Origin of the sequence: Vulgatibacter sp. (genome assembly GCF_041687135.1) — a bacterium.
In the GTDB taxonomy this organism is placed as follows: Bacteria; Myxococcota; Myxococcia; order Myxococcales; family Vulgatibacteraceae; genus JAWLCN01.
On record NZ_JAWLCN010000001.1, the window covers coordinates 775,653 to 801,397 of the forward strand.

Below are 25,745 nucleotides of genomic sequence, written 5' to 3' on the forward strand. Positions count from 1 at the left end.
GCCTTGCGTCAGCCGCCGAAGATCGAGCGGCGGCTGGCGAGGCGCTCGTCGAGCATCGCCTGGATCGTGGTGCGCACGTGCTCCGAGAGGCGCAGCACCAGCGGATCGTCCTTCGCCGAGTCGGCGCCGTGGCCGGCGAGGTCGATCGGATCGCCGATGTCGATGTGCCATTTGGCAGGCAGCGGCACCAGGCCGGCGAGGCCGAGCCAGGGGAAGGTCGGGGTCACCGGCAGGAAGGGGAGCCCCAGGTTCCTGCCGGGCACGCGGCCGAGCAGCGGGTGGATCTCCTCCGAGCCCACGATCGAGACCGGCACGATCCGGGCGCCGGTGCGCAGGGCGAGCTTGGCGAAGCCGCCGCGGCCGAAGCGCTGCAGCCGGTAGCGCTCGCGGAAGGGCTTGCCGAAACCGGTGGCGCCCTCCGGGAAGACGGCGATGGCGCCGCCCTGTCCGAGGATCCGCTCGGCGTTCTCGGGGCAGGCGCGCACCGCGCCGAGGCGGTTGATCACCACACCCAGCGCGGGGAAGTGGAAGACGTCGTCCTCCACCAGCGGCCGCACCTCGCGGCCGAGGCGCCTGCAGGCGAGGGCGAGCATCGCCGAATCCCAGGGGATGGCGCCGGCGCGGTTGGCGACGAGGATCACCGGGCCGCTCTGCGGGAGCCTGTCGCCGCCGTGGAGCTCGACCCGGAACCAGCGGTCGTAGACCCAGTCGAGCAGGGGGCGGACCTGCTCCTCGAAGTTGGGATCGAAGCCGAGCTCGTCCACGTCGAAGGAGGGCGCGGTGCCGGGGAGGCCGAGGAGCTGGCGGAGCGCCACCAGCGCCGCGTTGGCGGCGTCCGCCGGACGGTGGGGCTCGCGCTGCTGCTCGAGCGGCGCAGCCGGCTCGCGGGGCGGGGAGGGCGGCACCGCCGGCACCGCCACCACCGCGGGCCCGCGGCTCGCGGCGAGGTCGGAGGGGAGGAGGCCCGCGTCGCCGGCGATCGGCTCCTCTTCGTGGCGGGCGGGGGGCGGCTCGGGGACCACGGCGACCTTGCGGCCCGCTGGCGGCGAGGGCCTGCGGCGCCTGGGGCGCGAGGCGGGCTGCGCCGGCTCGGGGACCACCGCCTCGGTGGGGAGCTCTGCCTCGGCGTGGGCCGCGGCTTCGGCGGGGGGCTCGGCCTCCACGTGTGCCGCTGCTTCGCCGGCTTCGGGAGCAGCGACCGGCTGCGCCGCCTCCGCGCCAACGGGCTCGCGGACCGCAGCGCCCCTGCGGAAGGGATCGTTGCCCAGCGCCCTGGGCTTCTTCGCCTTCGCCATGATGCGTCCCTTCACGCCACCCGGCGTGCGCGCTCGGCGAGGGCGACGATCGCCTCCCGCGTGCTGTAACGAGGTGTGAATCCGAGCTCGCGCTCGTAGCGGGTGCCGTCCGCCACCCAGACGTAGCGCAGGTAATCGAGCATCGACGCCGGCGTCGGCGTCACGCCACTCGCCCGCAGCCCCTGCAGCGCCGCTGCTGCCAGCGGACCGGGGAGCGGCAGCGGCTGCGCCCCGCAGAGCCGGAGCGCGGTGGAGAGCGGCATCACGCCGTGGGGCGCCACGTTGAAGACGCCGCGGGGGCCCTTGCGCACCGCAAGCTCCAGCGCGTCGAGGGCGTCGCTCTCGTGGAGCGCCTGGATCAGGGGATCGTAGCCCGCCACCGTCGGCGCCACGGGCCTCGTCAGGTAGCGCTCGAAGAGGTTCTTCGCCGTGGGGCCCACCACCGGCGCGAAGCGCAGCACCGAGACCGCCACCTCCTCGTGCTCCCGGGCCCAGCGCATCGCCTGCCGCTCCGCCTCGACCTTGTCGTTGACGAAGCGCGAGTGGGGCGACCCCCGCACCGCGTGATCCTCGGTGAGGAGGTTCGGGTTCTTGGGGTGGGCGCCGTAGACGGTGGTGGTCGACTGCACCACCACCCGCTCCACCTGCGCCGCCGCAGCAGCGGTGAGCACGTGGAGCGTGCCGATCGCCTCCAGCTCGTGGGCGTAGGTGGCGTTGTGGATCGGGCTGGCGAAGAAGGCGAGGTGGACCACCGTGTCCACGCCCTCGACCTCGAGCACGTCGGCGAGCTCCTGATCCGCCGAAGGCCTGGTGAGGTCGACCCGCCGGAAGATCATCCGCTGCGGCACCTGCCGGGGCGGCCGGAGATCGATCGCCACCACGCGCTCGATCGAGGGATCGCTCGCGAGCCGCTCCGCGAGGCCGACCCCGAGGACGCTCTGCGAACCGACGATTGCCACGACCCGCGGCAGCGCCCTCTCGGTGCGCCGCGCCTTCCGCTTCTTCCCCGCCATGGGCGGGTTGTACGGTCCGCCCGAAAGCCCCGTCAAGCAACACCGGTTGCCTGCGGGAGCGGTCCTACGTACCCTCCGCCGCCGTGTCCCGCATCCGTGTCCTCTCCGCCGACGTCGTCAACAAGATCGCTGCAGGCGAGGTGGTCGAGCGGCCCTCTTCCGTCGTGAAGGAGATGGTCGAGAACGCCCTCGACGCAGGCGCCACCCGCGTCGACGTCGAGCTCGCAGACGGCGGCCGCCAGCTGATCAAGGTGGCGGACGACGGCCACGGCATGAGCCGGGAGGAGGCGCTGCTCTCGCTGGAGCGCCACGCCACCTCCAAGCTCCGCGATGCCGAAGGGCTCTTCTCCATCGCCTCCTTCGGCTTCCGCGGCGAGGCGGTCCCGGCGATCGCCTCGGTCTCGCGCCTCACCCTGATCACCCGGGAGCCCGACGCGCTCGAGGGCACGCGGATCGAGATCGAGGGCGGCACCCTGCAGCTCTGCGAGCCCGCCGGCGCGCCGCGGGGCACCTCCTTCACCATCCGCGACCTCTTCTACGCGGTGCCCGCCCGGCGGAAGTTCCTGAAGCGCGCCGAGACGGAGTCCGGCCACGCCACGGAGGCGCTGATCCGCCTGGCGCTGGCGCGGCCCGACGTGGGCTTCTCCCTGCGCTCCGGCGGGCGGATGGTCTTCCAGTCGCCAGCCTCCACCGACGTGCGGGAGCGGATCGCCGCTGCGATCGGCAAGGAGGTCTTCCCCCACCTGCTGCCGGTGGAACACGAGCACGGCTTCTTCGCGGTGCGCGGCCACGTCGCCTCGCCGGAGTGGTCGGCGCCCACCAACCGCGCCATCTACACCTACGTGAACGGCCGCTTCGTGCGGGATCGGCAGCTCCTCCACGCGGTGGGGCGGGCCTTCGCCGAGGTGCTGCCCGACGGCCGCTTCCCCAGCGCGGTGATCTTCCTCGACATGCCGCCGGGCCAGGTCGACGTGAACGTGCACCCGCAGAAGATGGAGGTGCGCTTCTCCGATCCGCGCGGGGCCTACGAGGCGATCTACCGCGCGATTTCCGAGACGGTGCGCACCGCCGATTGGCTCGAGGCGAAGGGCGCGCGAAACTCGTCGGCTCCGGCGCCGCGGCACTACGAGGTGCCCGCCTCGCCGCAGCCCGTCCTCGACTGGCACGCCAGGGCCCGGGCCGGCGCCTCCTCCGCGCTGCAGGCGGGCGAGGGCGTGCGCGAGGCGGCTGCTGCGCTCTGGCCCCGGGCCGGCGACGCGGAAGCTGCAGGCGCCACGGAGCCGGCGGGCTTCTTCGCCTCCCTGCGCGCCATCGGCCAGCTCGCCCGCGGCTACCTCGTCTGTGAATCGCCGGCGGGGGATCTGGTGGTGCTCGATCGCCACGCCGCCCACGAGCGGATCACCTTCCAGCGCCTGCGGGAGGCGTGGGCGAAGGGGGAGAGCGCGGGCCAGCCCTTCCTCTTTCCCGCCACCCTGGAGCTCGGGATCGCGGACGCGCGGGTGCTCATCGAGTGGCTGCCGCAGCTGGCGCAGCTCGGCTTCGAGCTCGAGCCCTTCGGCGGCACCACCTTCGCGCTCAAGGCGGTGCCGTCGGCGCTGGTGGGGAGCGAATACCCGCGGGTCCTCGGCGATCTGGCCCGGGAGCTCGCCGGGGCCGAGCGCTTCGACGACGTGGTGCAGCGCCTCCTCGCCCTGGTGGCCTGCCACGGCAGCTCGCGGATCGAGCAGGCGCTGACCCAGGACGAGGCGAAGGCGCTCCTCGGGGCCCTCGACGCGGCGGTCGCCTCGGGGAGCTGCCCCCACGGCAGGCCGGTGGTGGCGGAGATGTCGCTGGCGGAGCTGGAGAAGCGGGCGGGCAGGCGTTAATCGCGGGGCAGGGGCGCCAGCGCCGCCTGCACCGCCGGGCGCTTCGTCCAGCGGTGGGCCCAGCCGTAGAAGACGAGCTGGGCCAGGAAGAAGCCCGCCCAGAGCATCGCCACCAGCACGTGGGAGACCAGGGCGGCGAGGGCGAACTCGCGCACCGTCCCCGTCTGCTGCAGCTGCTCCGCGAAGCCGGTGCGGTAGGCGCCGTAGAGCTGCAGCTGCACCCAGCCGTGGACCAGCACCGCGAGGAAGGCGTAGGCCTGCGAGAGCACGAGCCCCGTGCGCAGCAGCTGCAGGCCCGAGGCGGTGCGGAGCCTGGCGGCGAGGGCGCCGGCGAAGAGCCCCGCCGAGGCGACGACGTTGACCGCGCCCAGGGCGTTGAGCACCGGCCGGGCCCGGCGCATCACCTCTTCCTGCACGCGCCCGAGCCGCTCGAAGATCGCCTTGATCTCCTCCCACGCCGCCTCCTCGCCGGGAGGGGCCTCGGGGAAGAAGGCGGGCAGGCCCGCCTCGGGGATCGGCTCGCGCCAGGAGAGGACCATCCCCAATCCGAGCGAGAAGCCGATCGCGCCGAGGACGGCGCAGATGCCGAGGACGAGCGTGATACGCGGGGCGCGGGCGGTCGGGCGGCTCTCCATCGGGAGTGGGTCATACTCCATCGGGCGGCAAAGGACAGCGGCTTTGGCGATCCGGCCGGGCAGGCAGGGGCCCGCCGGCTCCTCCTTGACCGGCGCCGGTCGCGAGGGCACCCTCCGCCGCCTATGGCCGACAAGCTCCACGACGACGAGGTTCGCGCTCTCGACCGGCCCGCAGCAGCAGCCGGGCGCGAGGCGATGGTCCCCTCCTCCTACGCGGAAAAGGCGATGAGCTCCCTGCTCCGCCTCCACGAGGATCTCGTGGAGGAGAAGGAGCGGCGCATCGATCTCTACCGCCGGCTGATGGAGCGCGAGCAGTCGCTGGCGGAGATGCGGGCCTACGTGAAGCTGCTCGAGGTGGAGCTGGCGCGGCGGGGCTTCGATCCCACCGCCTATGCCATCGATCCCGCCTCGGCCCCGCCCAGCGCCGAGCAGCGCCACGCCGTGGCCACCGCCGCCGCCGCCGCTGCCTCGACGGCGCCGCGGGCCGAGCCGCCCCCGCCGGCACCGCCGCAGCAGCCCCCGGCAGCCTCCAGGCCGCCGAGCGCCCCGCAGCCGGCGCCGGCCAGCTCCCGCGGCGAGCCCCACGGCGCCCCGGTCCTCGCCTGGACCCCTGCCAGCGGCAAGGGCTGGGAGATCCGTTGAAGCGCCTCCTCCTCGCAGCGGCGCTCCTCACGCTTCCCGGCCTGGCGGGCGCCCGCTCGCTGGCCCGCGAGGGCACGGTGGCGATCCTGCCCACCGCCCGCTTCGCCCCGGCGCCGAAGGGCTTCGACGGCGCCCCGGTGGCGCCGGCCCTCGGCCTCTCCTTCGGCTTCAAGCCGGAGGCGAATTTCGAGATCGGCATCGACATCGGCGGCTCGCTCTCCGAGGCGAAGGGGGCGAGCGGCACCTGGGATCTGCTCGGCGCGCCGCTCCTCCTGCGCTTCAGCTGGACCCCGCTGCCGCACCTCGATCTCCGCCCCGTGCTCCACGCCGGCGTGGGCAAGGCCCTCGTCACCGTGGACGGACCGAGCTACCGCGAGCACACGCCCTACGCGCTGCAGGCGACCGCCGGGCTGCAGGCCGACCTCTCCGACACGGTCGGCCTCTGGCTGGACGGCGGCTACCTCTACGCCCGGGCGGAGGACCCGGCCCTCGGCACGGTAGACGCCGGCGGCATCCTCGCCCGCGCGGGCCTCTACTTCCGCTGGGAGCCGATCCCGAAGCGCGGCTTCTGAAGGCCCAGCGCCCTCAGCGCTCGCCGCGGGAAGAAACGCTTGCTTTCCGAGCGTTTGCGCGGTGAACTTCAAATTCTCAACACCGCAGCGAACTGCCGGAGAGGTCGATGGAGAAGGAGCTCGCGGAGATCCGCAAAGAGATCGTCGAGGCCCGCAACCTCGTGATCAAGAACGACAACCTGCTCAAGAACCTCGGCTCCGACCTCAAGGTCATGGCCAAGAAGCAGGAGTCCTTCGAGCGCAAGCAGTGGGTCTCCTCCGGCGTGGCCTACCTCGCCTTCGCCGCCCTCGCCGCCACCGTCGGCATCCTCGGCGCCCAGGGCTACGTGGCCCAGGCCCGCAGCGAGATCGAGACCCTGACCGTCACCGCCGCCGAGGCGACCGCTGCGGCCACCGCGGCCAAGGCCGAGCTCGACGCCAGCCGCGAGGGCTCCAAGGCGGCGCTGGCCGCCTACCTGAAGCTCGACGCCGGCACCGCGGAGGAGCGCGAGCAGGCGGCGATGCAGCTGGCGCAGGTCGACAAGACCAGGCTCTCCCGCCTCGAGGCCCGGGCCCTCGACGATCGGGGCCGCGCCATCATCCAGTCCCTGGCCGACGAGAAGTACGCCGCCGGCCGCACCGCCTACCTGCGCCGCAACTACAAGGAATCGGCTGCGGAGATCGGCAAGGCGATGGCCCTCTGGCCCGAGCACCCGGAGGCGGACGACTACGCCTTCTACCTGGGCTCCGCCGCGATCGAGAACCAGACCTACGACGTGGCCGCAGCGAACCTGCAGCGCTTCGTCGACAAGGCCAAGGGGCGCAAGAACAAGGACTACGCCTACCTCCTCCTCGGCCAGGCGTACGAGATGCTCGGCCAGAAGGACAAGGCCGAGGCCGCGCTCCGCGAGGGGATCCAGAACTACCCCGCCAGCGATTTCTACCGGCCGATGCGCGGCAGGCTCTCGCGGCTGCGCAAGGCGGCGGCGGAGTGATCCGCCCCGCCGGGCCCCGCCCAGGCCCCCTGGGCGGGAAAGGCGGGGAAGTCGGGGAAGTCGTTGACCACCGGACCCATTGCCTTCTAGGTTGCGCGCCGTGAGCGCCGAGACCAAGCCGAAGCAGTTCCGGATCTACCGCCGCGTCTTCACCGGCATCCACATGGTGGTGGCGGTGGTCTTCGGTTCGCTCCTCGCCGCAGGGGTGTGGGGCGGCATCTCCGAGATCCGCCCGGCCCGCAAGCTCGCGCCCCTCTCCGCTGCAGCCTGCGTCGAGCGGGCGGCGGCGCTCCACGACGAGCTCCTCGCCAGGCTCGGCTCCTTCCCCCACGCGGACTCCGCTGCGGCGGAGGGCGCCGCCTTCGAGCAGTGGTCGGTCGCCTACCGCGCGCGGCTCCTCGAGGCCCGGGCCCGCTGCAAGAAGCCGGAGGGCGGCAGCCCCGACCAGGCCCGGGCGGCACAAAAGGCGTTCGGCGCGGTGATCCGCACCCTCGACCTCTCCGCCATCACCGCCACCCACTGGGCCCGGCATCTCGGCCCCTCCCTCGACGACGCCGCCGGCGCCATCGAGGAGGCCCGCCAGATCCGCTAGCCAGCCGAAGGCGTCCCGGCCCAGCTCGAGCGCCTTGCGCTGGAGCGCGGCATACGTGGCCTGCTCCGCCTCCCGCTCCGTGCGCAGCCTGGCGTTTGCCTGCTGCAGCGTGAGCTCGCCGAGCTTCTCGTTCAGGTAATCGGTCACGTATTGCGCGAGGCGCTCTTCGCCTCGCTCAGCGCTTTCGCGCATCACTCGCCCACGCGTTTTCGTCGTGCTACCCGGCGAGGACGACGCGTGCCTCCAGGTTGGGTTGACGGCTGTGGCGCCGCTGTAGCGAAGCGCTGCGGTACGACGCGGGCTGTAGGAAGCGCGAGCGCTTATGCATACCGTGAGAGCCCCCTTGACAAAATTTGCCGAGGACCCCGAGGCTTAGCAGGCAGTCGAAGCACGGATTGACGAGGTGCCTCCTGACGAGGTGCCTCCTGAGCTACTGCGATGCCGACTCCATCTCGATTGCCCTCCGCCAACTCGCCTCTGCAATCTGCTCTGCGGTTGGCCGGCATGCGAGCGTGCCGGCTGCTTTTCAGGATCGAAGCCCGCGTGGCCGGCGGTAGCAGTGGCTTCTGGGCGGCGTCTGTTTCGGCAACCGGCCCAGTCGTTCGGCTCTACTCCGGTACGTCGCTATTGGGGGAGTGGTCGGTCGCAGCGCCCTTCCTACCGGTCGATTATTCGATTCGAGGCAACCTGGTCCGGGTGGCCCTTCCGATCAGCAGCGGCTCAATCGGGAGCATTGAGCTGATCCGATCGCCGTTCGATACGGCTCCGAGCTCGTTGGTCGACTACGACGGTGACACCATTCCTGATGCATTTGATAACTGCACCTGTACCGCCAATGCTCAGCAGCTCGACTCGAATCGAGACGGCATCGGCAACGCTTGTGATCCGGACTTCGACGAAAGCGGCAGCGTGGACTCGGCGGACGCGACGTTCATGCAGGCTTGCATCGGCTTTGCCTTGTACGCGAACGAGGTCTCGCCATACCACAATCCGTCGCGAGACGAGTCGTGCGCGGTTGGCGATCTCGATGAGGACGGCCTGGTCACCGCGGGCGATCAGGCGATGCTGACTGCTCGCCTTGGTGCCGAAGCGGGACCGAGCGCGTTCGCGGAGCGTGCGGGAGGCAACTCATGTCCCTGAGCCGAGTGAACACGCGGTTGTCGGTTTCGTTGGGTCTCCTCCTCGTCAACGCTGCTTGCATCAACGACGAGCCGCCGGCGCGTTGTGGCCGCTCGGGCACCGTGCGGCTCGCGACGTCGGCTTTCCTCTCGGTCGAACTCGAGCTGTCCCGGGATTTCGTCTACGCGCTGCAGGGGGCCTACCGTGAGGACGGTGCACCCTACATGTCGGTCGCCCGCTATTCCGTCGACGATCTCTCCGTCGAGCGATTCGTGCCGGAGTCGGGCACGGTGACGGAGATCACTTCGAGCGGCTCGGGCTTGTACTTCAACGTGGGTGACCGCATCTGGGGAGACCAGCCGCGGGATGGCGGCCCTCGTCCGATCGTCGGTCAGTGGTCGGAAGTCTGGTACTGGCCGGATGGAGGTAAACCGTCACGGTTGTCGGAGCAGGACTGGTTGATCTTCAGCCTCGAGGCCTGGGGCGATGGCGTTCTTGCCCAATACCTGCGTGACGACGATACGGTGATTGCTTCGCTGTCTCGGGAAGGGACGTGGACCGAGTTTCACGCGTTTCCCGAAACGAAGGCAGATGTGAACATGCTCGGTGACGGAGAGCAGCTCTACGTCTATCTCCAGAGTTGGGGGCGTGATGCTCTGTACCGCTTCGATCGCAAGGGTAAGGTGCTCGATCTCCACGAGGCCGTGAGCACCAATCCCGAACTGAAGGCTCAGTCCATCTTCTCGGTGGACGGGTATCTGTATGTCGATTTGCGGGGGCCCATCCGCACCGACCTTTACATCCCGGCCTACGGAGATTTGCTCGAGATTGCGCCGGACGGAACGGCCACGACGCTGGTGGGGTGGGAGAATCGGGGGCGAGCATCGCTGGCGGCCGACTCGTCCACGGTCTTCTACGCGATGCAACCGGCTGTCGAGAAAGAGCCCGCCGACGCGGGCCAGATTCGGATGCAGGTGCGGAGGGGGGAGGAATTGCAGGTCTTTCGCGAGGGGCTCGTGGGACCGACCGCGCTGGCTGCCGATGACTGGCGGCTCGTGGTGGAGCAGCCGAGCGCGGAAGAGCAGCGGGTGTACCACCTCGACCTGACGATGCGTCGCACCGGCTCCGAGGTCCCCGGCTGCGGGTAGACCCCGGCTGCGCCCAGCCGATTCGCAGCGTGGTCGGTCGCACCGCCCTCCGACCACGACTGCGCGTGGCGCGACCACGCCCAGAAGGTCGAGCATGAGCTCGAGACGCTGCAGGCGCAGATCGCTGCCCTGCACGGCTCGTACGCACCCGGCAATTTCTCGCGCTCTCCCCTCGTCGCTCTGACTGGCGAATCGGCTCAATCGTCTGCGGGGAGCGCGAGGCCGAAGCGGCCCGCTGCGTCGGTGAGCGATTCGCCGACCACCTTCGCCTCGTCGCCGTCGACCCGCCAGGCGCGGACCACCGCCCGGGGCAGGGGCACCGCCGCTCCGTCGGAGGTGCCGACCACGGTGCCCACGACCCGCGCCGGCTCCGGCAGCTGCAGGTCGAGGGTGCCGCTCTGGAGCAGCGGGCTCTCCTGCTCGAAGCGCCGCCACGCCGCTGCGGGGTCTGCCGGGATCACGAGCAGCTCGTAGCGGCCCGGATCGAGCTGGAGCTCGTAGCGCCCCGAGGGCGCGCTCACCGTCTCCGCCCACCTGCCGCCTTCGACAGGCAGCGCGCGGATCCGCGCGCCGCCGAGGCTGGTGCGATCCGGCGCTGCGACGCGGCCGGTGAGGACGAGCTGCTGCTGCAGATCGATCCGGTAGCTGGCGGGGGCGCCGCTCTCGACGATCGCCACCTCGTCGCAGGGCCCGCCCTCGGGCGGCGCGAGGCAGCGGCCGGTCGCCGCGGCGACGAAGGGCGGCGGCTCCGCCTCGATCCGGTAGCTGCCGGGGAGCAGCCAGAGCTCGTAGCGTCCGGTGGCGATCTCCGCTGCTGGCGGCGGCTCGAAGCGATCTGCGCCCGGCTCGACGAGCGGGATCGCGCGGACCGTGGCGGCGGCGACCGGCGCGCCGTCGGGCCCCGCCACCTCCACGGTGATCCGCTCGAGCACAGCCGCCTCCCCGACGCCGACCTCGTGGATCACGTCGTCGTCGGGCGCGGGCAGGAGCACCGCCCTCTCGGCGACGGTGGGGTAGGCGCCTGCAGCGGGGACGAGGCGCAGCTCGATCTCGCCGCCGCTCGGCGCGGCGAAGGGGAGCGCCCAGCCACCTGCAGGCGTGGTGCAGGGCGCGCCCTCCTCGTGCTCGATCGCGAGGGTCTGGGAGAGGGCCGCGCCGGTGAGGGGATCGTGGATCCGGGCGAGCAGACCGCAGCGGGGCCGCGGATCGCGCACCGGATCGACGAGCACGGCAAAACGCGCGAGCCCCGCTGCCGCCGCCGTCGCGACGAGGCCGAGGGGCTCGGTCTCGCAGCGGGCGAGCTGCACCGCGCGGCGCTCTGGCGGCGGGGGAGGGCCGTCTTCGCCGGGGGCGAGGAGGAATTCGAGGGTCCAGGTGCCGGGGGGTAGGCCTAGGGTGAAGTCGCCGTCCACCTGCTGCTGGAAGTGGCGCACCTGCCCCGGCAGGCCCGCGGGGGTGCCATGGATCAGCACCGTCGCCTCCGCCTCGACGGTGCCCGCGATCGCCTCCGGGGCGCAGAAGCCGAAGCGCAGGGGCTGCCTGCCCATGGCGAAGGTGGCGGCGTGCAGGCCCGTGCCCGGCTGCGGCACCACCTCGAAGGTGAGCGTGCCCCCGGGCTCGCCGAGCTGCTGGCAGGTCTGCGCGAAGCAGGTGAGCCCTTCGGCGCATTCCTCGTCGAGCTCGCACTCCGAGCCCACCGCGCCGGCGCAGGCGCTCGAGGCGAGCAGGAGCAGGACGAGAAGCGTTCTCATAGGAGCGGGCAGCTCTCGTCGGTGACGATCAGGTCCCAGCTGGCCAGGTCCCAATCCTTGCCGGCGAGCACCGCGCGGTTGGCGGGCTCCGCCTCGGGATCGGGATCGAAGCCGTCGGAGACCACCGCCTCGATCCGCACGTGGCCGTATTGCACCCAGTTGTTGGGGCGGACGACGAACGCCTCCGCGGGCCCCGGCCGGATCCCGTCGACCATCTCCGGCGAGGCGGGGATGGTGGCCACCCGCGACGGCACGGTGCGGTCGGGGCCGTAGTCGACGAACCAGCGGATCTCGAGGCTGTCCTCCCGGTCGAAATCCTCGATCCCCTCCAGCGCGAAGGTCACCGTGGGGCAGTGGCGCGAGATCACCACGCGGGTCGAGTCGGGGGAGAGCAGGACGATCCGCGGCGCGGCGTTGCCGACCCGCGGCGGCTCCATCTCCTCGATCTCCTGGGGCACGAGGCAGCCGGAGGCGAGCAGCGCCGAAGCGAGGAGCGGCAGCGCGAGGCGTCTCATCGATCGTCCCCGTCCTCGTCGCCCTGCCGCTCGGATTCGAGGTGGCGGAAGATGGTGCGCGGATCGACGCCGAGGTCCCTGGCGGTCTTGGTGCGGTTGCCGCCGTTCCGCTCGAGGACCTCGTTGATGTAGCGCTTCTGGAACTCTTCCTTCGCCTGCTGCAGGGGCATGATCGGGTCGAGGTTCTCGGGGCGCAGCTCCAGATCGTCGGCGGAGACCAGCGCCCGGTCGGCGAGGACCACCGCCTTCTTCACCCGGTTCTCCAGCTCGCGCACGTTGCCCGGCCACGCGTATTTCTTCATCGCGATGGTGGCGTTGGGGGTGAAGCCGCGGGTCTTCGCGCCGAACTCCCGGGAGAAGAGCGAGAGGAAGAAGCGGGCGAGCACCACCACGTCCTCGCCGCGCTCGCGCAGCGGGGGCAGGTGGAGGTTCACCACGTTGAGCCGGTAGTAGAGATCCTCGCGGAAATTGCCCCGCTTGATCTCCTCCTCGAGGTTCTTGTTGGTGGCTGCCACCACCCGGATGTCCACCGGCTCGGCGCGGTTGTCGCCGACGCGGGTGACGGTGCGCTCCTGCAGCGCCCGGAGGATCTTCACCTGGAGGTGGACCGGCATCTCGCCGATCTCGTCGAGGAAGAGGGTGCCGCCGTTCGCCGCCTGGAAGCGGCCGACCCGGGACGCGACGGCGCCGGTGAAGGCGCCCTTCACGTGGCCGAAGAGCTCGCTCTCCAGCAGGTTCTCGGGGATGGCGCCGCAGTTGATCGCGACGAAGGGGCCGTTCTTGCGGGTGGAGCGCCGGTGGATCTCGCGGGCGAGCATCTCCTTGCCGGTGCCGGTCTCGCCGGTGACCAGCACCGAGATGTCGGTGCCGGCGATCTTGTCGATCTTCCGGTAGACGTCCCGCATCGCCGCGCAGGCGCCGAGGATCTCGCCGTAGCGCGAATCGTCGAGGGCCTTGCGCAGCTCGCGGTTGTCGAGCTTGAGCTCGTTGACGAGGAGGGCGTTGCGCAGGAGCAGCGAGGCCTGCGCCGCGAAGATGGTGAGCAGGTCGAGGCTGTGCTCCTCGAAGAGGTTCACCACGCTGTCGTTGCCCACGTAGATCAGGCCGAAGAGGTTGCCCTTCTCCATCAGAGGCGCGCACATCACGCTGCAGAGCTTGAGGTTGACCACGCTGGCGGCGGAGTTGAACTCGGCGTCGTGCAGGGCGTCGGAGACGATGAGCGGCCTTCTGCTCTTCACCACCTTGGCGACGATCGAGTCGGAGACGCGCTCGATCGCGTCCTCGATGTTCTGCTTGCCGAGGTTGCGGGCCACCTTCACCCGGAGCTCGCTCCCCTCGAAGAGGATGAGGAAGCCCTTGTCGGCGTTCACCACCTCGATCGCCGCGTCCATCAGGTTCTCGAGGACCTGCTCGATCTCGTAGTCGCCGAGGAGCCGCTCGGAGAAGGCGTGGATCTGCCGGAATGCAGCGAGGGCCTCGGCGGAGAAGCCCTTCGCCGGCGCGAGCTGCGCCGCCGCCTCGTCCTCGAGGAGGAGCTCGGCGCCGCCGACGCCGAGCACGTCGCCGCTGCGGAGCACCGCCTCGTTCTTCTTCCTGCCGTTGAAGAAGAAGTCGGCGTCGAGGGCCACCACGTTGCAGGCGTCGCCTGCCATCTGCAGGTGGAGCGCCGACGCGGGGACGGAGGGATCGGCGATCACCACGTCGTTGTCGGCGGAGCGGCCCACGGTGGTGATCCGCTTGATCAGCTGCACCGTGCGCGTGGTGCCGTCCGGAAGTCGCAGGGTGAGGGAAGGCATCGGGAAGCTCCGCAACTAGAAATCGAGGCCGAGGCCGAGGAAGCCGCCGTCGGGGTGGACGGAGACCTGCGGCGAGAGGGTGGTCGAGCCGGTGGCTGCAGGGGCGCGGGGCCGCGCCTGTCCGAGGGGCCGCACCGAGGGGCGGACCACCTCCGACTCGTAGTGGATCAAGGCGTCGGCGATGCCGTAGCCCCAGGCGCCGTAGAAGACCGCGGCGGAGGCCCACTTCACCGCGTCGAGGGTCTGGGCGGTGCCCACCTCGTTGCCGGAGAAGCCGCCGTCGTCCCGCATGTTCTCGATGGCGAGGTAGCTCAGGCCCGAGGTGAGGCCCGCCACGATCTGCACCGCGGCGAGCGCGATACCGGTGGCGTCGTCGCCGTTCTGGAACTGGCCGGCGCCCAGGGGAAGGAAGACGAGGGCGAAGTTGTGCCGCTCCACGTGGGCGCCGGCGAGGCCGCCGCTGCCGCCGCGCTGCTGCTCCTCGAGGAAGCGGCGCCGCGCCTCCTCCTCCGCCCGGCGCGCCTCCTTGGCGAGGCGGCGCTGCTCCCGGATCGGCGCGAGCTGTGCCTCGTGGACCGCCTTCACCTCTTCGAAGAATTGGACCGCAGCAGGCGGGGTGAAGAAGGGATCGAGCCGGTATTCGGGCTCGATCGAGAGGAGCTGGAGGAAATAGCGCTCCGCCTTCGCGAGGCGCTCGGTGCTGTCGCCGTAGAACCAGGCGAGGCCCGCCACGCGGTTCGCCTCGATCAGCTGATCGTCGCTGGCGAGCACGTTCTGTTCGAGGAGCTCCTCGACGATGTCCCGGGCCCGATCGTACGCGCCGTATTCGAAGTAGTCCTTGGCCCGGCGCAGATCCGCGTCGGAATCGGCGGATGCCGCCAGCGGCAGGGCGAGAAGGACGAGCAGGGTGAGGATGAAAGCCTTCAAGGATCCCGGGCCTCCAACGACACCCGCTGCGTGCGCGCCTTCTGGCCCGCCCGCACCACCACTTCGCCGCTCGCGGCAGCGAGCCCGGTCCGGCCCCGGGGCGGCAGCACCTGGAAGCGCACCGTCTTCACGTAGCGGTCGCGGCCGGGGTCGTCCTTCGAGAAGGCGACGGGCACGCCGCCCCGTGCATTCACCTGCGCCACCGTACCCTTGAACGTGCCCTCGAACCAGACCTCGGCCTCGGGCTCCTCGCACTCGATCTCGAACCAGCCGCTCTCCAGCGGCGCGAGGGCGACGCTGCGGCGCAGGGTCTCGTCGCCCGGGCGCAGCACCACCATCTCCTCCCAGGGCTGGCAGCAGGCGGGGTGGGCGAGGGCGAAGGTGTGCTCGCCGGCGGGGAGCTCGCCGCTCCAGGCAGGGGCGACGGTCTCGATCCGGTTGCCGTCGATGTAGAGGCTCGCGCCCTGGGGGACCCAGCGCAGCTGCACCCGCTGCATCACCACCGGGGCGGGGGCCGGGCGCTCGGCAGGCTGCTGCTTCGGCTCGGGCCGGGGCTCCGTTTCCGTCTTCGGCGCGCTCGGCTTCGGGGCCGGGGCCGCCGGCGCCTCGACCTCCGGCGGCGGCGCGGGGACCGCCGGCTCCGGCGGCGCGGCGGCGACCGGCTCGGCGGGAAGAGGTGCCGGTGCCGGTTCCGGGGGCGGCGCTGGAGCAGGCGCAGCTTCCTCCACGTCGAGGGAGCGAAGCGCGAAGGCCCCGCCGCCGACGGCGAGGAGTCCCGAGAGCGCGAGGGCGCCGATCCGCAGGCGCTTCTGCAGCTGCCGCCGCCTTCGCATCGCGCCGAGGTGCCGGTGCACCCGAGCGTTCCCCTCGTCGAGGGCGAGCACCCGGTTGAAGAGCGAAAGGGCCCTCGCGGGACGCTTCTCCGCCAGCGCCGCCTCACCCTCCGCCACCAGCCGCTCCACCAGGCGGCGCCGGGCCGCCTCGGCGAATGCCGCCGGATCGAGGAAGAAGGCCCGCAGCGTCTCGTCGATCCGCTCCCCGCCGAGCGGGGCCACGATCGGCTCCAGCGCCGCGTGGAGCTCCGCCATGCTCGCCGGCCGCGCCGCGGGCTCACGCTGCAGGCAGCGTTCGATCAGGGCGGCGATCTCGTCGGAGCACGCAGGCGCCACCAGCCGCGGGTCGACGTATTGCCCCTCGAGGATCTGCCGCAGGGTCTGGGTGGTGTTGTTGCCGGCGAAGGCCATCTTCCCGGTGACCATCCAGTAGAGGATCGTCCCCAGGGCGAAGACGTCGGCTGCCTCGCCAGCCTCGCGCCCCTCGATGATCTCCGGCGCCATGTGGAGCGGCGAACCCACCAGGGCGCCGGTCATGGTCATCTTCTCGTCGCCGGAGGTCATCCGGGCGATGCCGAAGTCCATGAGCTTGAGGGCGCCGTCCGCCCGCACCATCACGTTCTCGGGCTTGAGATCCCGGTGGACGATCCCCGCCTCGTGCGCATGGGTGAGGGCCTCGGCGAGGCGGGCCACCACCAGCGCCGCGATCTCCGGGAGGAAGAACCCGACCTCGTCGCCGAAGACCCGCAGCGTGCGGCCGGCGACGAACTCGGTGACGATGAAGGCCTCGCGGGCCTCGTCGCCGGAGAAGTCGTAGATCTCCACGATGCTCGGGTGGCGCAGCCGCGCCACCGCCCGGGCCTCCCGGGAGAAGCGCCGCCGGCTCTCCTCGCGGCTGGCCAGGTGCGGGTGGAGGACCTTGATCGCCACCTCGCGCTGCAGCGAGGTGTCGAGCCCCTTGTAGACGACGGCCATGCCGCCGCTGCCGACCTCTTCGAGGATCTGGTACCGGTCGATGCGGCGGGCGACCAAGGTCTACCTCTCGTCGCCGAAGACGATGCCGAGCTTGCGTGCGTCGCGCACCAGCTGGCCCTGCACGTCGACGAAGCGGGTGACCGAGGCGGAGGAGAGCGGCCTGGCGACGATGTCGTTGCCCTGCAGCGCCACCATGTGATCGAACTGCCCCCGCTCGATCAGCTCCACCGCGCCACAGCCGAAGCGGCTGCCGAGGAGGCGATCGTAGGCGGTGGGCATGCCGCCCCGGGCCAGGTGCCCGAGGACGGTGACGCGGATCTCGTGGTCGGTGACGTGCTGCGAGAGCAGATCCGCGGCGACCTTGCCGGCGCCGCCGAGGCGGACCACGCCGCGCCCCGGGATCGCCGCAGCCGATTCGGCGACGGCCTGCGTGCCGCCCGCCGGCGCCGCGCCCTCCGCCACCACCACGATCGAGAAGGTCTGCCCGCGGGCGCTGCGCCTGCGGATCATCTCGCAGACCGGCTCGATCCGGTAGGGCACCTCGGGGATGAGCACCGCGTCGGCGCCGCCGGCGATCGCCGCGTGGAGGGCGAGGTGGCCGGTGTCGCGCCCCATCACCTCGAGGACCATCACCCGGTCGTGCGACTCGGCGGTGGTGTGGAGCTTGCCCACGGCGTCGGTGGCGGTGGAGCGGGCGGTGTCGAAGCCGAAGGTGACGTCGGTGTCGGAGAGGTCGTTGTCGATGGTCTTCGGGCAGCCCACCACCGGGAAGCCCTTCTGCGCGAGCTGGTGGGCGATCTTGAGCGTGCCGTCGCCGCCGATGCAGACGAGGCAGTCGACGCCCAGGCGATGCAGCCGCTCGATCGTCTGGTCGGAGAGATCGGCCTCGACGAAGCTGTCGCCGCGGTGGACCGCGTAGCGAAAGGGATTGGCCTTGTTCGAGGTGCCGAGGATGGTGCCGCCGCGATCGAGGATCCCGCGGACGGCGGCGAGATCGAGGACCCGGGGCGTGAGTCGCTCCTCCACCACGCCGGTGAAGCCGTCCTCGAAGCCGACGACCTCCCAGCCCAGGCCGCAGGCCGACTTGACCACCGCCCGGATCACGGCGTTGAGGCCGGGGCAATCGCCGCCGCCCGTGAGCACTCCGATGCGCTTCGCCATGAGCCCGCCCCTGGGTGGATGAACCACCGCCCCCGGTGCCAGCGCCGGGGGGCCCGCGAAAGAAGGCCGCATTCTAGGCCCGGCGGGAAGGCTGGGGCAATGGGAACCGTGACATTCGCGTCAGGGTGCCTCCCGGCCATTCCGCTTCCGGGGGCAGCCGTGTTTCCATGGCTCCATGCACCTGCGGCTCCTTCCCCTCGCGCTCCTCCTCGCTGCGGCGCTGCCTGCGGCAGCGGGCGCGGACGTGCTCCGTCCCGCCCTCGGGGAGGCGGCGCTGCTCGGGCCCAGGCTCGAGCTGCCGGGGCTGGCGGTGCGGCCGCCGGCGGGGTTCGCGCCGCTGGATCTGGTGGGCGAGGAGACCGGGGCGCTGGCGCCCGGGGTGCCCGGGGCGCCGCGGACCCTGCTCCTCTCCCTGCTGCGGGAGCCCGACGCGACCTTCACCCTCTCGCGGATCGCCGCCCCCTTCGACGACCGGGCGGGATCCCGCGACCGGCTCGCCAGGGCGGCGCTCGATCACGCCAGCCAGGCCCTCGGCGTGGACCTGCGCCTGCTCTGGGCTGAGGCCGCGGGCGGGGGGGTCGAGCTCGCAGCGCGCTACAAGCTCGCGGGGCAGGAGCGGGGCCTGCTCCTCGCCTTCCTGCCGCTGCACGGAGAGACGCTGGTGGTCGCCCTCTCTGCACCGACCGAGGGGCTGGGAGCCCTGGAGCCCGCCTTCGCCGCGGTGGTGCGGAGCGTCGAGTCGATCGGGCCGCCGCTGGAGCCGCCGGGCCCGGAGCTCTGGCTCCTCGCCGCCGCCTCGCTGGTGGGCGGGGCGGCGGCGGCGCACGTGGCGCGGCGGAACGCTGCCCCGCGGAGCAAGCGGGGCCCGCGGGGCGCTTAACCGAACTCGATGCAGGTGCAGCTGGTGCGGTTGCAGACGCCGGTGGGGCAGCCGCCGCAGTCGGCGGGGCATTCGCAGGCGCAGGTGTCCGCATTCACGGTGCGGTTGCCGGTGCATTCGACAGCGCCGGCGTCGCAGACGCAGCTGCAGGAGGCGTCGTCCCAGGCGAAGCCGGGCGCGCAGCTCTGGGCCTGTTGGCATTCGCAGGCGCAGGCGTCCGGGTTGCACGTGGTGTTGCCGGTGCAGGCGCCGCCGCAATCCGGCGCGCAGCCCAGGGTGCAGGTGAGCCTGTCGCAGTACTGGCGGTTGTCGCCGGTGAAGGGCTGGCCGCAGTCCACCGGGCAGGTCCAGGTGCAGCTCTGCCTGTCGCAGACGAAGTTCTCACCGGGGCTGGGCTGGCCACCGCACGTCTCGTCGCAGGTCCAGCTGCAGCTCGCCTGGTCGCAGACGAAGCCGGGACCTGGCGAGGGACCGCCGCAATCCGCCGGGCACTCGCAGCCGCAGGCCGAGGGGTCGCAGCTCCGCTGTCCGCCGCAGCCGCCGCCGCAATCCGCCGGGCAGGCGAAGGTGCAGGTGGCGGTGTCGCAGGTCCAGTTCGGGCCCGGCGGGTTGCCACCGCAATCGGCGGGGCATTCGCAGAGGTCGGTGACCGGGTTGCAGATCTCCGGCGCCTCGCAGCCGCCGCAGGGCTCGGGGGTACCGTCCGGATCCGGCGAGCGATCGAGCCAGGTCCGGTAGCTCACGGCTACCGGCGCAACCACCGCGCTCTCGGTCCGGCAATCGCCGTAGAAGCTGATCCGGTTGAAGGCGCCGTCGTAGTCGAAGCCGTGGCTGCGGCTGCGGGGCACGTCGCCGGCGTTGCAGCCCGGGCCGCTCGCTGCGATGAGGCCCGCGGCGTCGACGGCGACCTTGAGGGAGGCGGAGATCGGGGGGCGCGAGAGCTCGAGCCGCGAGGTGGAGCCGATCACCGCGTTCACCAGCGTGTTGATGGTGGCGGAGATCTCCTGGAGGTTGGCGAGGTCGCCGATGATCCCGCCCATGCCGTTGATCACGCGGTGGTAACGCTCCGCCTGCGCCACGTCGTTGCAGCCGGCGTTGTGCTGCGCCTGGCAGGTGAGGATGCCGGTGAGGATCGCGGTCTGGTCGCCTGCGCGCGAAGCGTCCCAGTCGGTGAAGTACTGGGTCCAGGAGGACTCGGTGCCGCCGGACTGCTCCGGCTCGTCGGAGACGAAGACCACCACCAGCGTCGCGTCGGGACGGAGCTTGTCCGCCCGGCCCGCGGTCGCCGGCAGGAAGTAGCCGCTCCGCACCGAGGTGTGGCAGTTCGAGCCGCCCTCCAGCGCACACCGCACCGGGGCGAAGCCGTTCTCGCTGCCGCTCCCGCTGGTGCCGGGCGAGGCCGCCTGCCGGAAGGTGGCGATGTCGGTGGTGAAGTCGGCGAGCCGGCCCGAGCCGGTGCCGCGCTCGTCGAGGTCGGTGGTGATCACCGCGATGCGCCAGTCGACGGCGGCGCCGTCGAGCTGCTGGCCCATGGCGGTGGCTGCGTCGGAGAGCGCCGCCTGGTCGTCGTCCATCGAGCCCGAGTTGTCGATGACCCAGAGGAAGTCGATCTTCGGCCAGGGGGCGGTCTGGAAGCGGTCACAGGCGACGTTGGTGCCGTCCGGCGCCTGCCCCAGCGCGGATCCGTTGGCCACGTCGTCGAGGCGCCAGACGTTGTCGCCGGTGAAGGCGCTCGCCCGCACCAGCGAGGCGACCACCACCGCGCGGTTCGGCGAGCGGACCACGTACTCGACCTGGAGCTTGAACGGGCCGTTCGCGCCGGCGGTGCCGGTGAGGAGGCCGGTGGCACCGGGGACGATCGATCCGATCAGGCTGCGGGCTTTCGCCTTGAGATCGCCGGTGCCGGAGAGATCGTAGAGCGCACGCACCGCCGGGTAGCCGTCCCAGGTGGTGAAGGGCTGCAGCACCGGCGAGGAGATCCCGCCGAAGAGGGCGCGGACCGCCTGCTCCTCGGCGATGGCGTCGGCGCCTGCAGGCGCCTTCACCACCGCGAAGGCCGCCATCGGATCGGGCTGGCCGGCGCCCGCAGGGGCGAAGACCATCTTGCCCACGGCGGCGCCGCCGCTCTGCACGGTGGCCACCTCGGTGTAGCTGGGGCGCGTGGCGAGGAGCACGTCGGCCGCCGCCTCCACGTGGAGGGTCACCGGCGCGAGATTCTGGGTGCTGCAGGCCGCGACGGTGGTGGGGGTCGCATCCGCCGGGTTGCGGGGATCGAGCTCGCCGGCGTCGACCCTGCCGTTGCGGTTCGCATCCTCGGCGCCGTCGAGGATCCCGTCGCCGTCGGTGTCGGGATCGAGCGCGTCGCTGGTGGTGGTGGGATCGGCGTCGCCAGCGAAGGCGCAGGCGGGATCGGGCGAGGTGGTGCGCCCGAGCTCGACGCCGTCGAGGAGGCCGTCGCCGTCGCTGTCGGCGCGGGTGGGATCCGTCTCGGTGGCGTCGACGACGCCGTTGCGGTTCGCGTCCTCCTGCCCGTCGGAGATCCCGTCGCAGTCGGTGTCGGCGGAGAGGGCCGAGGTCTCGCCGAGGTTCACCCGCCCGTCCTGGTTGCGATCCTCGAGGCCGTCGGGCAGCCCGTCGCCGTCGGTGTCGGCACGGTTCGGATCGGTACCGGTGACGCCGGTCTCGACCGGGTCGGTGATCCCGTCGCCATCGCTGTCCACGTCCGGCACGAGGGGATCGGTCTCACCGGTGTCGACTCGGTGGTTGTGGTTGCGATCCTCCGCGCCGTCGAGGAGGCCGTCGCCGTCGGTGTCGGGGTTGCGCGGATCGGTGTCGCGATCGGCGGCGTCGATCCTGCCGTTGCGGTCCAGATCCTCGATGCCGTCGTTGATCCCGTCGCCGTCCGTATCGACCAGCAGGGGATCGGTGGTGGTGGAGGGATCCGCGTCGCCGACGAAGCTGCAGGCCGCGTGGGGCGACGTGGTGCGCCCACGTTCGAGGCCGTCGGAGAGGAGGTCGCCGTCGGTGTCGCGGGCGCGGGGATCGGTCTCGCCGGCGTCGATGCGGCCGTTGCGGTTCGCGTCCTCCTCGCCGTCGCCGAGGCCGTCGCAATCGGTGTCGGGCGAGAGCGGATCGGTCTCGCCGGCGTTGACGGTGCCGTCGCCGTTCCGTTCCTCGGTGCCGTCGAGGATGCCGTCGCCGTCCGTGTCCGCGTCGTCGGGATCGGTGCCGATGCGGACCTCGTCCGCGTCGAGGAGGCCGTCGCCGTCGCGATCCGGCTCGGCGGTGAGGGGATCGGTCTCCCCCGGGTCGACGACGCCGTTCCAGTTGAGGTCCTCGTCGCCGTCCTTCTTGCCGTCGCCGTCGGTGTCCGGGTTGCGGGGATCGGTCTCGCCGGCATCCACATTGCCGTTGCGGTTCCGGTCCTCGACGCCGTCGGGGATACCGTCGCCGTCGGTGTCCCGGCGCGCGGCGCTGGTCTCACCCGGATCCTGCTCGCCGTCGGTGTCGAGGTCCTCGAGGGCGTCGGGGAGGCCGTCGCCGTCCGAGTCGAGGGAGAGGGGATCGGTCTCGCCGGCATCGAGCCTGCCGTTGCCGTTGCGATCCTCGGCACCGTCGACGATCCCGTCGCCGTCGGTGTCGGGGCGGGAGGGATCGGTCACCGTCTGCGGATCGGCGTCGCCTGCGAAGCCGTCGCAGCGATCGTCCACGCTCGCGGTGCGGCCGGCTTCGATGCCGTCGAGGATGCCGTCGCCGTCGGAGTCGGGGTTCTGCGGCGAGGTGGTGCCACCCTGCGGGTAGACGGTGCCGAACTCCTCGGCGTCGGTGAGGCCGTCGCAATCCCAGTCGCTGGTCTCGCTCGCGGGATCGGACGGGTTCGGGGGCGGCCGCTGGGTGCCGCCGCTGCCACCGGCGCCGCCGCTGCCTCCCGTGCCACCGCTCCCGCCGGCGCCGCCGGGCCCACCGACGGCCCCGGTGCCGCCGGCGCCGCTGCCTGCGCCTCCGCTGCCAGTGCCGCCGCACCCGACCGCCGCGAGCAGCAGCGCGAGCGCCAGAACCGAAACGTGTCGTGCCATGGTTCCCTCACGCCCGGTGTGGCACCGGACGCCTCCTCGGCGCAAACCTGACACGGCGGATCGAAATGCTGCAATGGAGGCATTTGGCGCCGCTGTGGGGATTCCGGCGCCCGTGTGCGGCGGCGGGCCGGGGCAGCACGACGGGCGCTTCCGCGGCAGCCCAGGAACGCGAAAGGCCCCCGGCGCTGCCGGAGGCCTTTCGTTTCAGCCGCAGGGCGGGGCGCTTACGCCCGCACCTCGGGGGTCACGTTGCCGCCCACCTCGGGAACCGCCGGTGCCGGGTTCTCCACGAAGGGCGTCTTCTCGAGGGTGAGCTCGAGGACCTCGTCCAGGTTGGAGACGAAGTGGAACTCGACCTCCTGCTTCGCCTGCTCGGGGATGTCGATGGTGTCCTTCCGGTTGCGCTCCGGGAGGACGACCCGCTTGATCCCGGCGCGGTGGGCCGCGAGCACCTTCTCCTTGATGCCACCCACCGGCAGCACGTTGCCGCGGAGGGTGATCTCGCCGGTCATCGCCGTGTCGCCGCGGCAGTGGATGCCGGTGAGCAGCGAGACCAGCGCGGTGACGATGGTCACGCCGGCGGAGGGGCCATCCTTGGGGATGGCGCCTGCGGGGAAGTGGATGTGCACGTCGGCCTTCTCGAGGAAGTTGCCCTCGATGCCGAGGAAGCGGCTCTTGCCCCGGACCCAGGAGAGCGCAGCCTGCGCCGACTCCTTCATCACGTCGCCGAGCTGGCCGGTGAGCGTGAGGCTCCCCTTGCCGGGCATGCGCGTCGCCTCGATGAAGAGGATGTCGCCGCCAGCAGCGGTCCAGGCCAGGCCCGTCGCCACACCGGAGACCTCGGTGCGCTCCGCCACCTCGTTGTAGAACTTCTCGGGCCCGAGCATGTCGGGCACGTCGTTCTCGTCGACGAGGCGCTTCTCGGTGCGGCCCGAAGCGACCTCCACCGCCACCGAGCGGGCAACGTCGGCGATGCGCCGCTCGAGGTTGCGGACGCCGGCCTCCCGCGTGTAGCCGGTGATGATCTTCGCCAGCGCCGCGTCGGTGACCTCCGCCTGCTCCTCGGTGATCCCGTGCTCCTTGAGCTGCTTGCGGATCAGGTGGCGGCGGGCGATGTGCTCCTTCTCGTCGAAGGTGTAGCCCGGCAGCTCGATGATCTCCATGCGGTCGCGGAGCGGCGCAGGGATGGGCTCGAGCTGGTTGGCGGTGGCGATGAAGAGGATCCTCGACAGGTCGTAGGGCACGTCCAGGTAGTGGTCGCTGAAGGTGTTGTTCTGCTCGGGGTCGAGGACCTCGAGGAGCGCCGCGCTCGGATCGCCGCGGAAGTCAGCGCCGAGCTTGTCCACCTCGTCGAGGAGCATCACCGGGTTGACGGTGCCGGCCTTCTTCATCGACTGGATGATCCGGCCCGGCAGCGCGCCGACGTAGGTGCGGCGGTGGCCCCGGATCTCGGCCTCGTCCCGCACGCCGCCCAGCGAGAGGCGCACGAACTTCCTGCCGATGGCCCTGGCGATCGACTGGCCGAGCGAGGTCTTGCCCACGCCGGGAGGCCCGACGAGGCAGAGGATCGGCCCGCGCATGTCGTTCTTGAGCTTGCGCACCGCGAGGTACTCGAGGATGCGCTTCTTCACCTTCTGGATGTCGTAGTGGTCGGCATCCAGCACCTGCCGGGCGTTCTCGATGTCGAGGTTGTCCTCGGTCTTCTTCGCCCACGGCAGATCGGCGAGCCACTCGAGGTAGGTCCGCGCGACGGTGTACTCGGAGGAGGCGGCGGGGATGGACCGCAGGCGGTTCATCTCCTTGTGGGCCACCTTCTCGACCTCCGGCGGCAGGCCGACCTTCTTCAGGCGCTCCGCCAGCTCGTCGAGATCCTCCTCCTCCTCGTCGGTGAGATCGCCGAGCTCCTCCTTGATCGCCTTGAGCTGCTGGCGGAGGTAGTACTCGCGCTGGGTCTTGGACATCTCGCCCTTGACCTGGCTGTCGATCTTGCTCGAGAGCTTGAGGATCTCCCGCTTGCGGTTGAGGAGCTCGAGGACGAGCTTCATCCGCTGCTTGAGGTCGACGGTCTCGAGGACCTGCTGCTTCTCCTCGATGGAGACGTCGACGTTCGCCGCAATCAGGTCGGCGAGATGGCCCGGGTGGGTGATCGACTCGACGAGCTCGGTGGCCGCCGCGGGCAGCTCCGGCATCAGCTCGATCACCTCGCGGGCGAGCTTCTTCAGGTTGATGGAGAGGGCCTCCACCTCCACGTCCTCGCCGAGGGGCTGATCCTCCACCGGCTCGATCCGTGCCTTGAGGTAGGGGGCCTCCTGCACCAGCTCGGTGATCTTGAACCGCGAGAGCCCCTGGACGACGAGCGAGTAGTTGTCCTCGCCCATCTTCAGCAGCTTCACGATCCGCGCCACCGTACCCATCGGGTGCAGGTCACTGGCGCCCGGATCCTCTTCCTCGGCACGGCGCTGGGTCACCACACCGATGACCTGGTCATCCCGCACCGCGTCCTTGATCAGGGCGATGGTCTTCTGGCGGCCCACCGCGAGCGGGAGCACGCCACCCGGGAAGAACACGGAATTCCGGAGCGGAAGAATCGGGAGGACCTGCGGCAGCTCCTCCGTCGTCCCCGGCGGAATGCCCGCGATACCGGGCGTGGGGTTCTTCTTGTTTTCATCCGACATGCAGGTCTCGCTCCGTGAAGGGTTTTTCGCCCTTACCCCGAAACCGGGGGCTGGCCCGTCCTCATTCCGCTGCTGGCCGGTGGACATCGTCGGCTTCTCCGAGGAGATCCGGCGAGGAGAAACCGACCTTCTGCCCAGCTGATCCGAAAAATGGCCACGGTTCGCAGCTTGGCAACCAGACAGGGGGGCGGGCGCTGCTCTTTTGCGCCGCGCCTTCGACGAGATCGTCGGATGCGCGGCTTCGACGGTGGTCGCGGGGGCTGCGGGAAGCAGGCGGTAGCGCTGCAGCCCTCCGGGTCGG

Annotated in this window: 19 protein-coding genes; 8 read left to right on the forward strand and 11 right to left on the reverse strand. The window is 71.5% G+C overall.

Features of this window, described 5'->3' with window-relative positions; genetic code table 11:
• Positions 1 to 8: 8 nt before the first annotated feature.
• Together ACESMR_RS03555 and ACESMR_RS03560 are read right to left on the reverse strand one after the other, a co-directional pair.
• The gene (locus ACESMR_RS03555; protein WP_373045096.1) at positions 9 to 1,295 is read right to left on the reverse strand and encodes a lysophospholipid acyltransferase family protein; all 1,287 of its coding nucleotides are present in this window, start codon (positions 1,293 to 1,295) and stop codon (positions 9 to 11) included.
• A gap of 11 nt (positions 1,296 to 1,306) precedes the next feature.
• A complete protein-coding gene (locus ACESMR_RS03560; RefSeq protein WP_373045098.1) occupies positions 1,307 to 2,308 on the reverse strand; it encodes an NAD-dependent epimerase/dehydratase family protein in 1,002 nt (333 codons plus the stop codon).
• Positions 2,309 to 2,391: 83 nt separating this feature from the next.
• On the opposite strand from ACESMR_RS03560, the gene mutL reads away from it, so the two are divergent.
• A complete protein-coding gene (gene mutL / locus ACESMR_RS03565) occupies positions 2,392 to 4,173 on the forward strand; it encodes a DNA mismatch repair endonuclease MutL (protein ID WP_373045099.1) in 1,782 nt (593 codons plus the stop codon).
• Here the strand turns inward: mutL and ACESMR_RS03570 are convergent.
• The gene (locus tag ACESMR_RS03570; RefSeq protein WP_373045101.1) at positions 4,170 to 4,808 is read right to left on the reverse strand and encodes a hypothetical protein; all 639 of its coding nucleotides are present in this window, start codon (positions 4,806 to 4,808) and stop codon (positions 4,170 to 4,172) included. The genes mutL and ACESMR_RS03570 overlap by 4 nt on opposite strands.
• A gap of 123 nt (positions 4,809 to 4,931) precedes the next feature.
• On the opposite strand from ACESMR_RS03570, the gene ACESMR_RS03575 reads away from it, so the two are divergent.
• From ACESMR_RS03575 to ACESMR_RS03600, 6 genes are all read left to right on the forward strand, one after another.
• The gene (locus ACESMR_RS03575) at positions 4,932 to 5,450 is read left to right on the forward strand and encodes a hypothetical protein (RefSeq protein WP_373045102.1); all 519 of its coding nucleotides are present in this window, start codon (positions 4,932 to 4,934) and stop codon (positions 5,448 to 5,450) included.
• The gene (locus ACESMR_RS03580) at positions 5,447 to 6,022 is read left to right on the forward strand and encodes a hypothetical protein (protein WP_373045104.1); all 576 of its coding nucleotides are present in this window, start codon (positions 5,447 to 5,449) and stop codon (positions 6,020 to 6,022) included. Before ACESMR_RS03575 ends, ACESMR_RS03580 begins: the two co-directional genes overlap by 4 nt.
• Before the next feature lie 107 nt (positions 6,023 to 6,129).
• Positions 6,130 to 6,996 (forward strand): tetratricopeptide repeat protein, encoded by an 867-nt coding sequence (locus tag ACESMR_RS03585; RefSeq protein ID WP_373045106.1) that lies wholly within the window; start codon positions 6,130 to 6,132, stop codon positions 6,994 to 6,996.
• Between the two features lie 100 nt (positions 6,997 to 7,096).
• Positions 7,097 to 7,588, forward strand: a complete 492-nt coding sequence (locus ACESMR_RS03590; RefSeq protein WP_373045107.1) for a hypothetical protein — start codon at positions 7,097 to 7,099, stop codon at positions 7,586 to 7,588.
• Positions 7,589 to 8,131: 543 nt separating this feature from the next.
• Positions 8,132 to 8,728: a thrombospondin type 3 repeat-containing protein gene (locus tag ACESMR_RS03595; RefSeq protein ID WP_373045109.1), complete on the forward strand. Its 597-nt coding sequence runs from the start codon at positions 8,132 to 8,134 to the stop codon at positions 8,726 to 8,728.
• The gene (locus tag ACESMR_RS03600; protein WP_373045110.1) at positions 8,719 to 9,855 is read left to right on the forward strand and encodes a hypothetical protein; all 1,137 of its coding nucleotides are present in this window, start codon (positions 8,719 to 8,721) and stop codon (positions 9,853 to 9,855) included. Before ACESMR_RS03595 ends, ACESMR_RS03600 begins: the two co-directional genes overlap by 10 nt.
• A 197-nt stretch (positions 9,856 to 10,052) precedes the next feature.
• Here the strand turns inward: ACESMR_RS03600 and ACESMR_RS03605 are convergent, their stop codons facing one another.
• Genes ACESMR_RS03605 through ACESMR_RS03630 form a run of 6 tightly spaced genes read right to left on the reverse strand, consistent with a single transcriptional unit; the run spans position 10,053 to position 17,813 of the window.
• Positions 10,053 to 11,606, reverse strand: coding sequence for a carboxypeptidase-like regulatory domain-containing protein (locus ACESMR_RS03605; protein ID WP_373045112.1), 1,554 nt, complete (start codon positions 11,604 to 11,606; stop codon positions 10,053 to 10,055).
• The gene (locus ACESMR_RS03610; protein WP_373045113.1) at positions 11,603 to 12,121 is read right to left on the reverse strand and encodes a hypothetical protein; all 519 of its coding nucleotides are present in this window, start codon (positions 12,119 to 12,121) and stop codon (positions 11,603 to 11,605) included. Before ACESMR_RS03610 ends, ACESMR_RS03605 begins: the two co-directional genes overlap by 4 nt.
• Positions 12,118 to 13,917 carry a sigma 54-interacting transcriptional regulator gene (locus ACESMR_RS03615; RefSeq protein WP_373045115.1) on the reverse strand — a complete coding sequence of 600 codons (1,800 nt, stop codon included), beginning with the start codon at positions 13,915 to 13,917 and terminating at the stop codon, positions 12,118 to 12,120. Before ACESMR_RS03615 ends, ACESMR_RS03610 begins: the two co-directional genes overlap by 4 nt.
• A gap of 15 nt (positions 13,918 to 13,932) precedes the next feature.
• Positions 13,933 to 14,844 (reverse strand): hypothetical protein, encoded by a 912-nt coding sequence (locus ACESMR_RS03620; RefSeq protein WP_373045116.1) that lies wholly within the window; start codon positions 14,842 to 14,844, stop codon positions 13,933 to 13,935.
• Positions 14,841 to 16,709 (reverse strand): serine/threonine-protein kinase, encoded by a 1,869-nt coding sequence (locus tag ACESMR_RS03625; RefSeq protein WP_373045118.1) that lies wholly within the window; start codon positions 16,707 to 16,709, stop codon positions 14,841 to 14,843. Before ACESMR_RS03625 ends, ACESMR_RS03620 begins: the two co-directional genes overlap by 4 nt.
• A gap of 3 nt (positions 16,710 to 16,712) precedes the next feature.
• On the reverse strand, positions 16,713 to 17,813 hold the full coding sequence (locus ACESMR_RS03630; RefSeq protein ID WP_373045119.1) for a 6-phosphofructokinase: 1,101 nt from the start codon (positions 17,811 to 17,813) through the stop codon (positions 16,713 to 16,715).
• 175 nt (positions 17,814 to 17,988) lie between these two features.
• Here ACESMR_RS03630 and ACESMR_RS03635 point away from each other — a divergent pair, with 175 nt between their 5' ends.
• Positions 17,989 to 18,693 carry a hypothetical protein gene (locus ACESMR_RS03635; protein ID WP_373045121.1) on the forward strand — a complete coding sequence of 235 codons (705 nt, stop codon included), beginning with the start codon at positions 17,989 to 17,991 and terminating at the stop codon, positions 18,691 to 18,693.
• On the opposite strand, the gene cglD is transcribed toward ACESMR_RS03635, so the two are convergent.
• Complete coding sequence (gene cglD, locus ACESMR_RS03640) at positions 18,690 to 22,769, reverse strand: adventurous gliding motility lipoprotein CglD (protein ID WP_373045122.1); 4,080 nt, start codon at positions 22,767 to 22,769, stop codon at positions 18,690 to 18,692. The genes ACESMR_RS03635 and cglD overlap by 4 nt on opposite strands.
• A gap of 224 nt (positions 22,770 to 22,993) precedes the next feature.
• On the reverse strand, positions 22,994 to 25,444 hold the full coding sequence (gene lon / locus ACESMR_RS03645) for an endopeptidase La (protein WP_373045124.1): 2,451 nt from the start codon (positions 25,442 to 25,444) through the stop codon (positions 22,994 to 22,996).
• Positions 25,445 to 25,745 lie beyond the last annotated feature (301 nt).

Coding starts and splice junctions, on each gene's coding strand:
- ACESMR_RS03555 (WP_373045096.1), bottom strand. CDS start 1,295: ATGGCGAAGGCGAAGAAGCCCAGGGCGCTGGGCAACGATCCCTTCCGC.
- ACESMR_RS03560 (WP_373045098.1), bottom strand. CDS start 2,308: ATGGCGGGGAAGAAGCGGAAGGCGCGGCGCACCGAGAGGGCGCTGCCG.
- ACESMR_RS03570 (WP_373045101.1), bottom strand. CDS start 4,808: ATGGAGAGCCGCCCGACCGCCCGCGCCCCGCGTATCACGCTCGTCCTC.
- ACESMR_RS03575 (WP_373045102.1), top strand. CDS start 4,932: ATGGCCGACAAGCTCCACGACGACGAGGTTCGCGCTCTCGACCGGCCC.
- ACESMR_RS03585 (WP_373045106.1), top strand. CDS start 6,130: ATGGAGAAGGAGCTCGCGGAGATCCGCAAAGAGATCGTCGAGGCCCGC.
- ACESMR_RS03600 (WP_373045110.1), top strand. CDS start 8,719: ATGTCCCTGAGCCGAGTGAACACGCGGTTGTCGGTTTCGTTGGGTCTC.
- ACESMR_RS03605 (WP_373045112.1), bottom strand. CDS start 11,606: ATGAGAACGCTTCTCGTCCTGCTCCTGCTCGCCTCGAGCGCCTGCGCC.
- ACESMR_RS03610 (WP_373045113.1), bottom strand. CDS start 12,121: ATGAGACGCCTCGCGCTGCCGCTCCTCGCTTCGGCGCTGCTCGCCTCC.
- ACESMR_RS03615 (WP_373045115.1), bottom strand. CDS start 13,917: ATGCCTTCCCTCACCCTGCGACTTCCGGACGGCACCACGCGCACGGTG.
- ACESMR_RS03630 (WP_373045119.1), bottom strand. CDS start 17,813: ATGGCGAAGCGCATCGGAGTGCTCACGGGCGGCGGCGATTGCCCCGGC.
- ACESMR_RS03635 (WP_373045121.1), top strand. CDS start 17,989: ATGCACCTGCGGCTCCTTCCCCTCGCGCTCCTCCTCGCTGCGGCGCTG.
- cglD (WP_373045122.1), bottom strand. CDS start 22,769: ATGGCACGACACGTTTCGGTTCTGGCGCTCGCGCTGCTGCTCGCGGCG.
- lon (WP_373045124.1), bottom strand. CDS start 25,444: ATGTCGGATGAAAACAAGAAGAACCCCACGCCCGGTATCGCGGGCATT.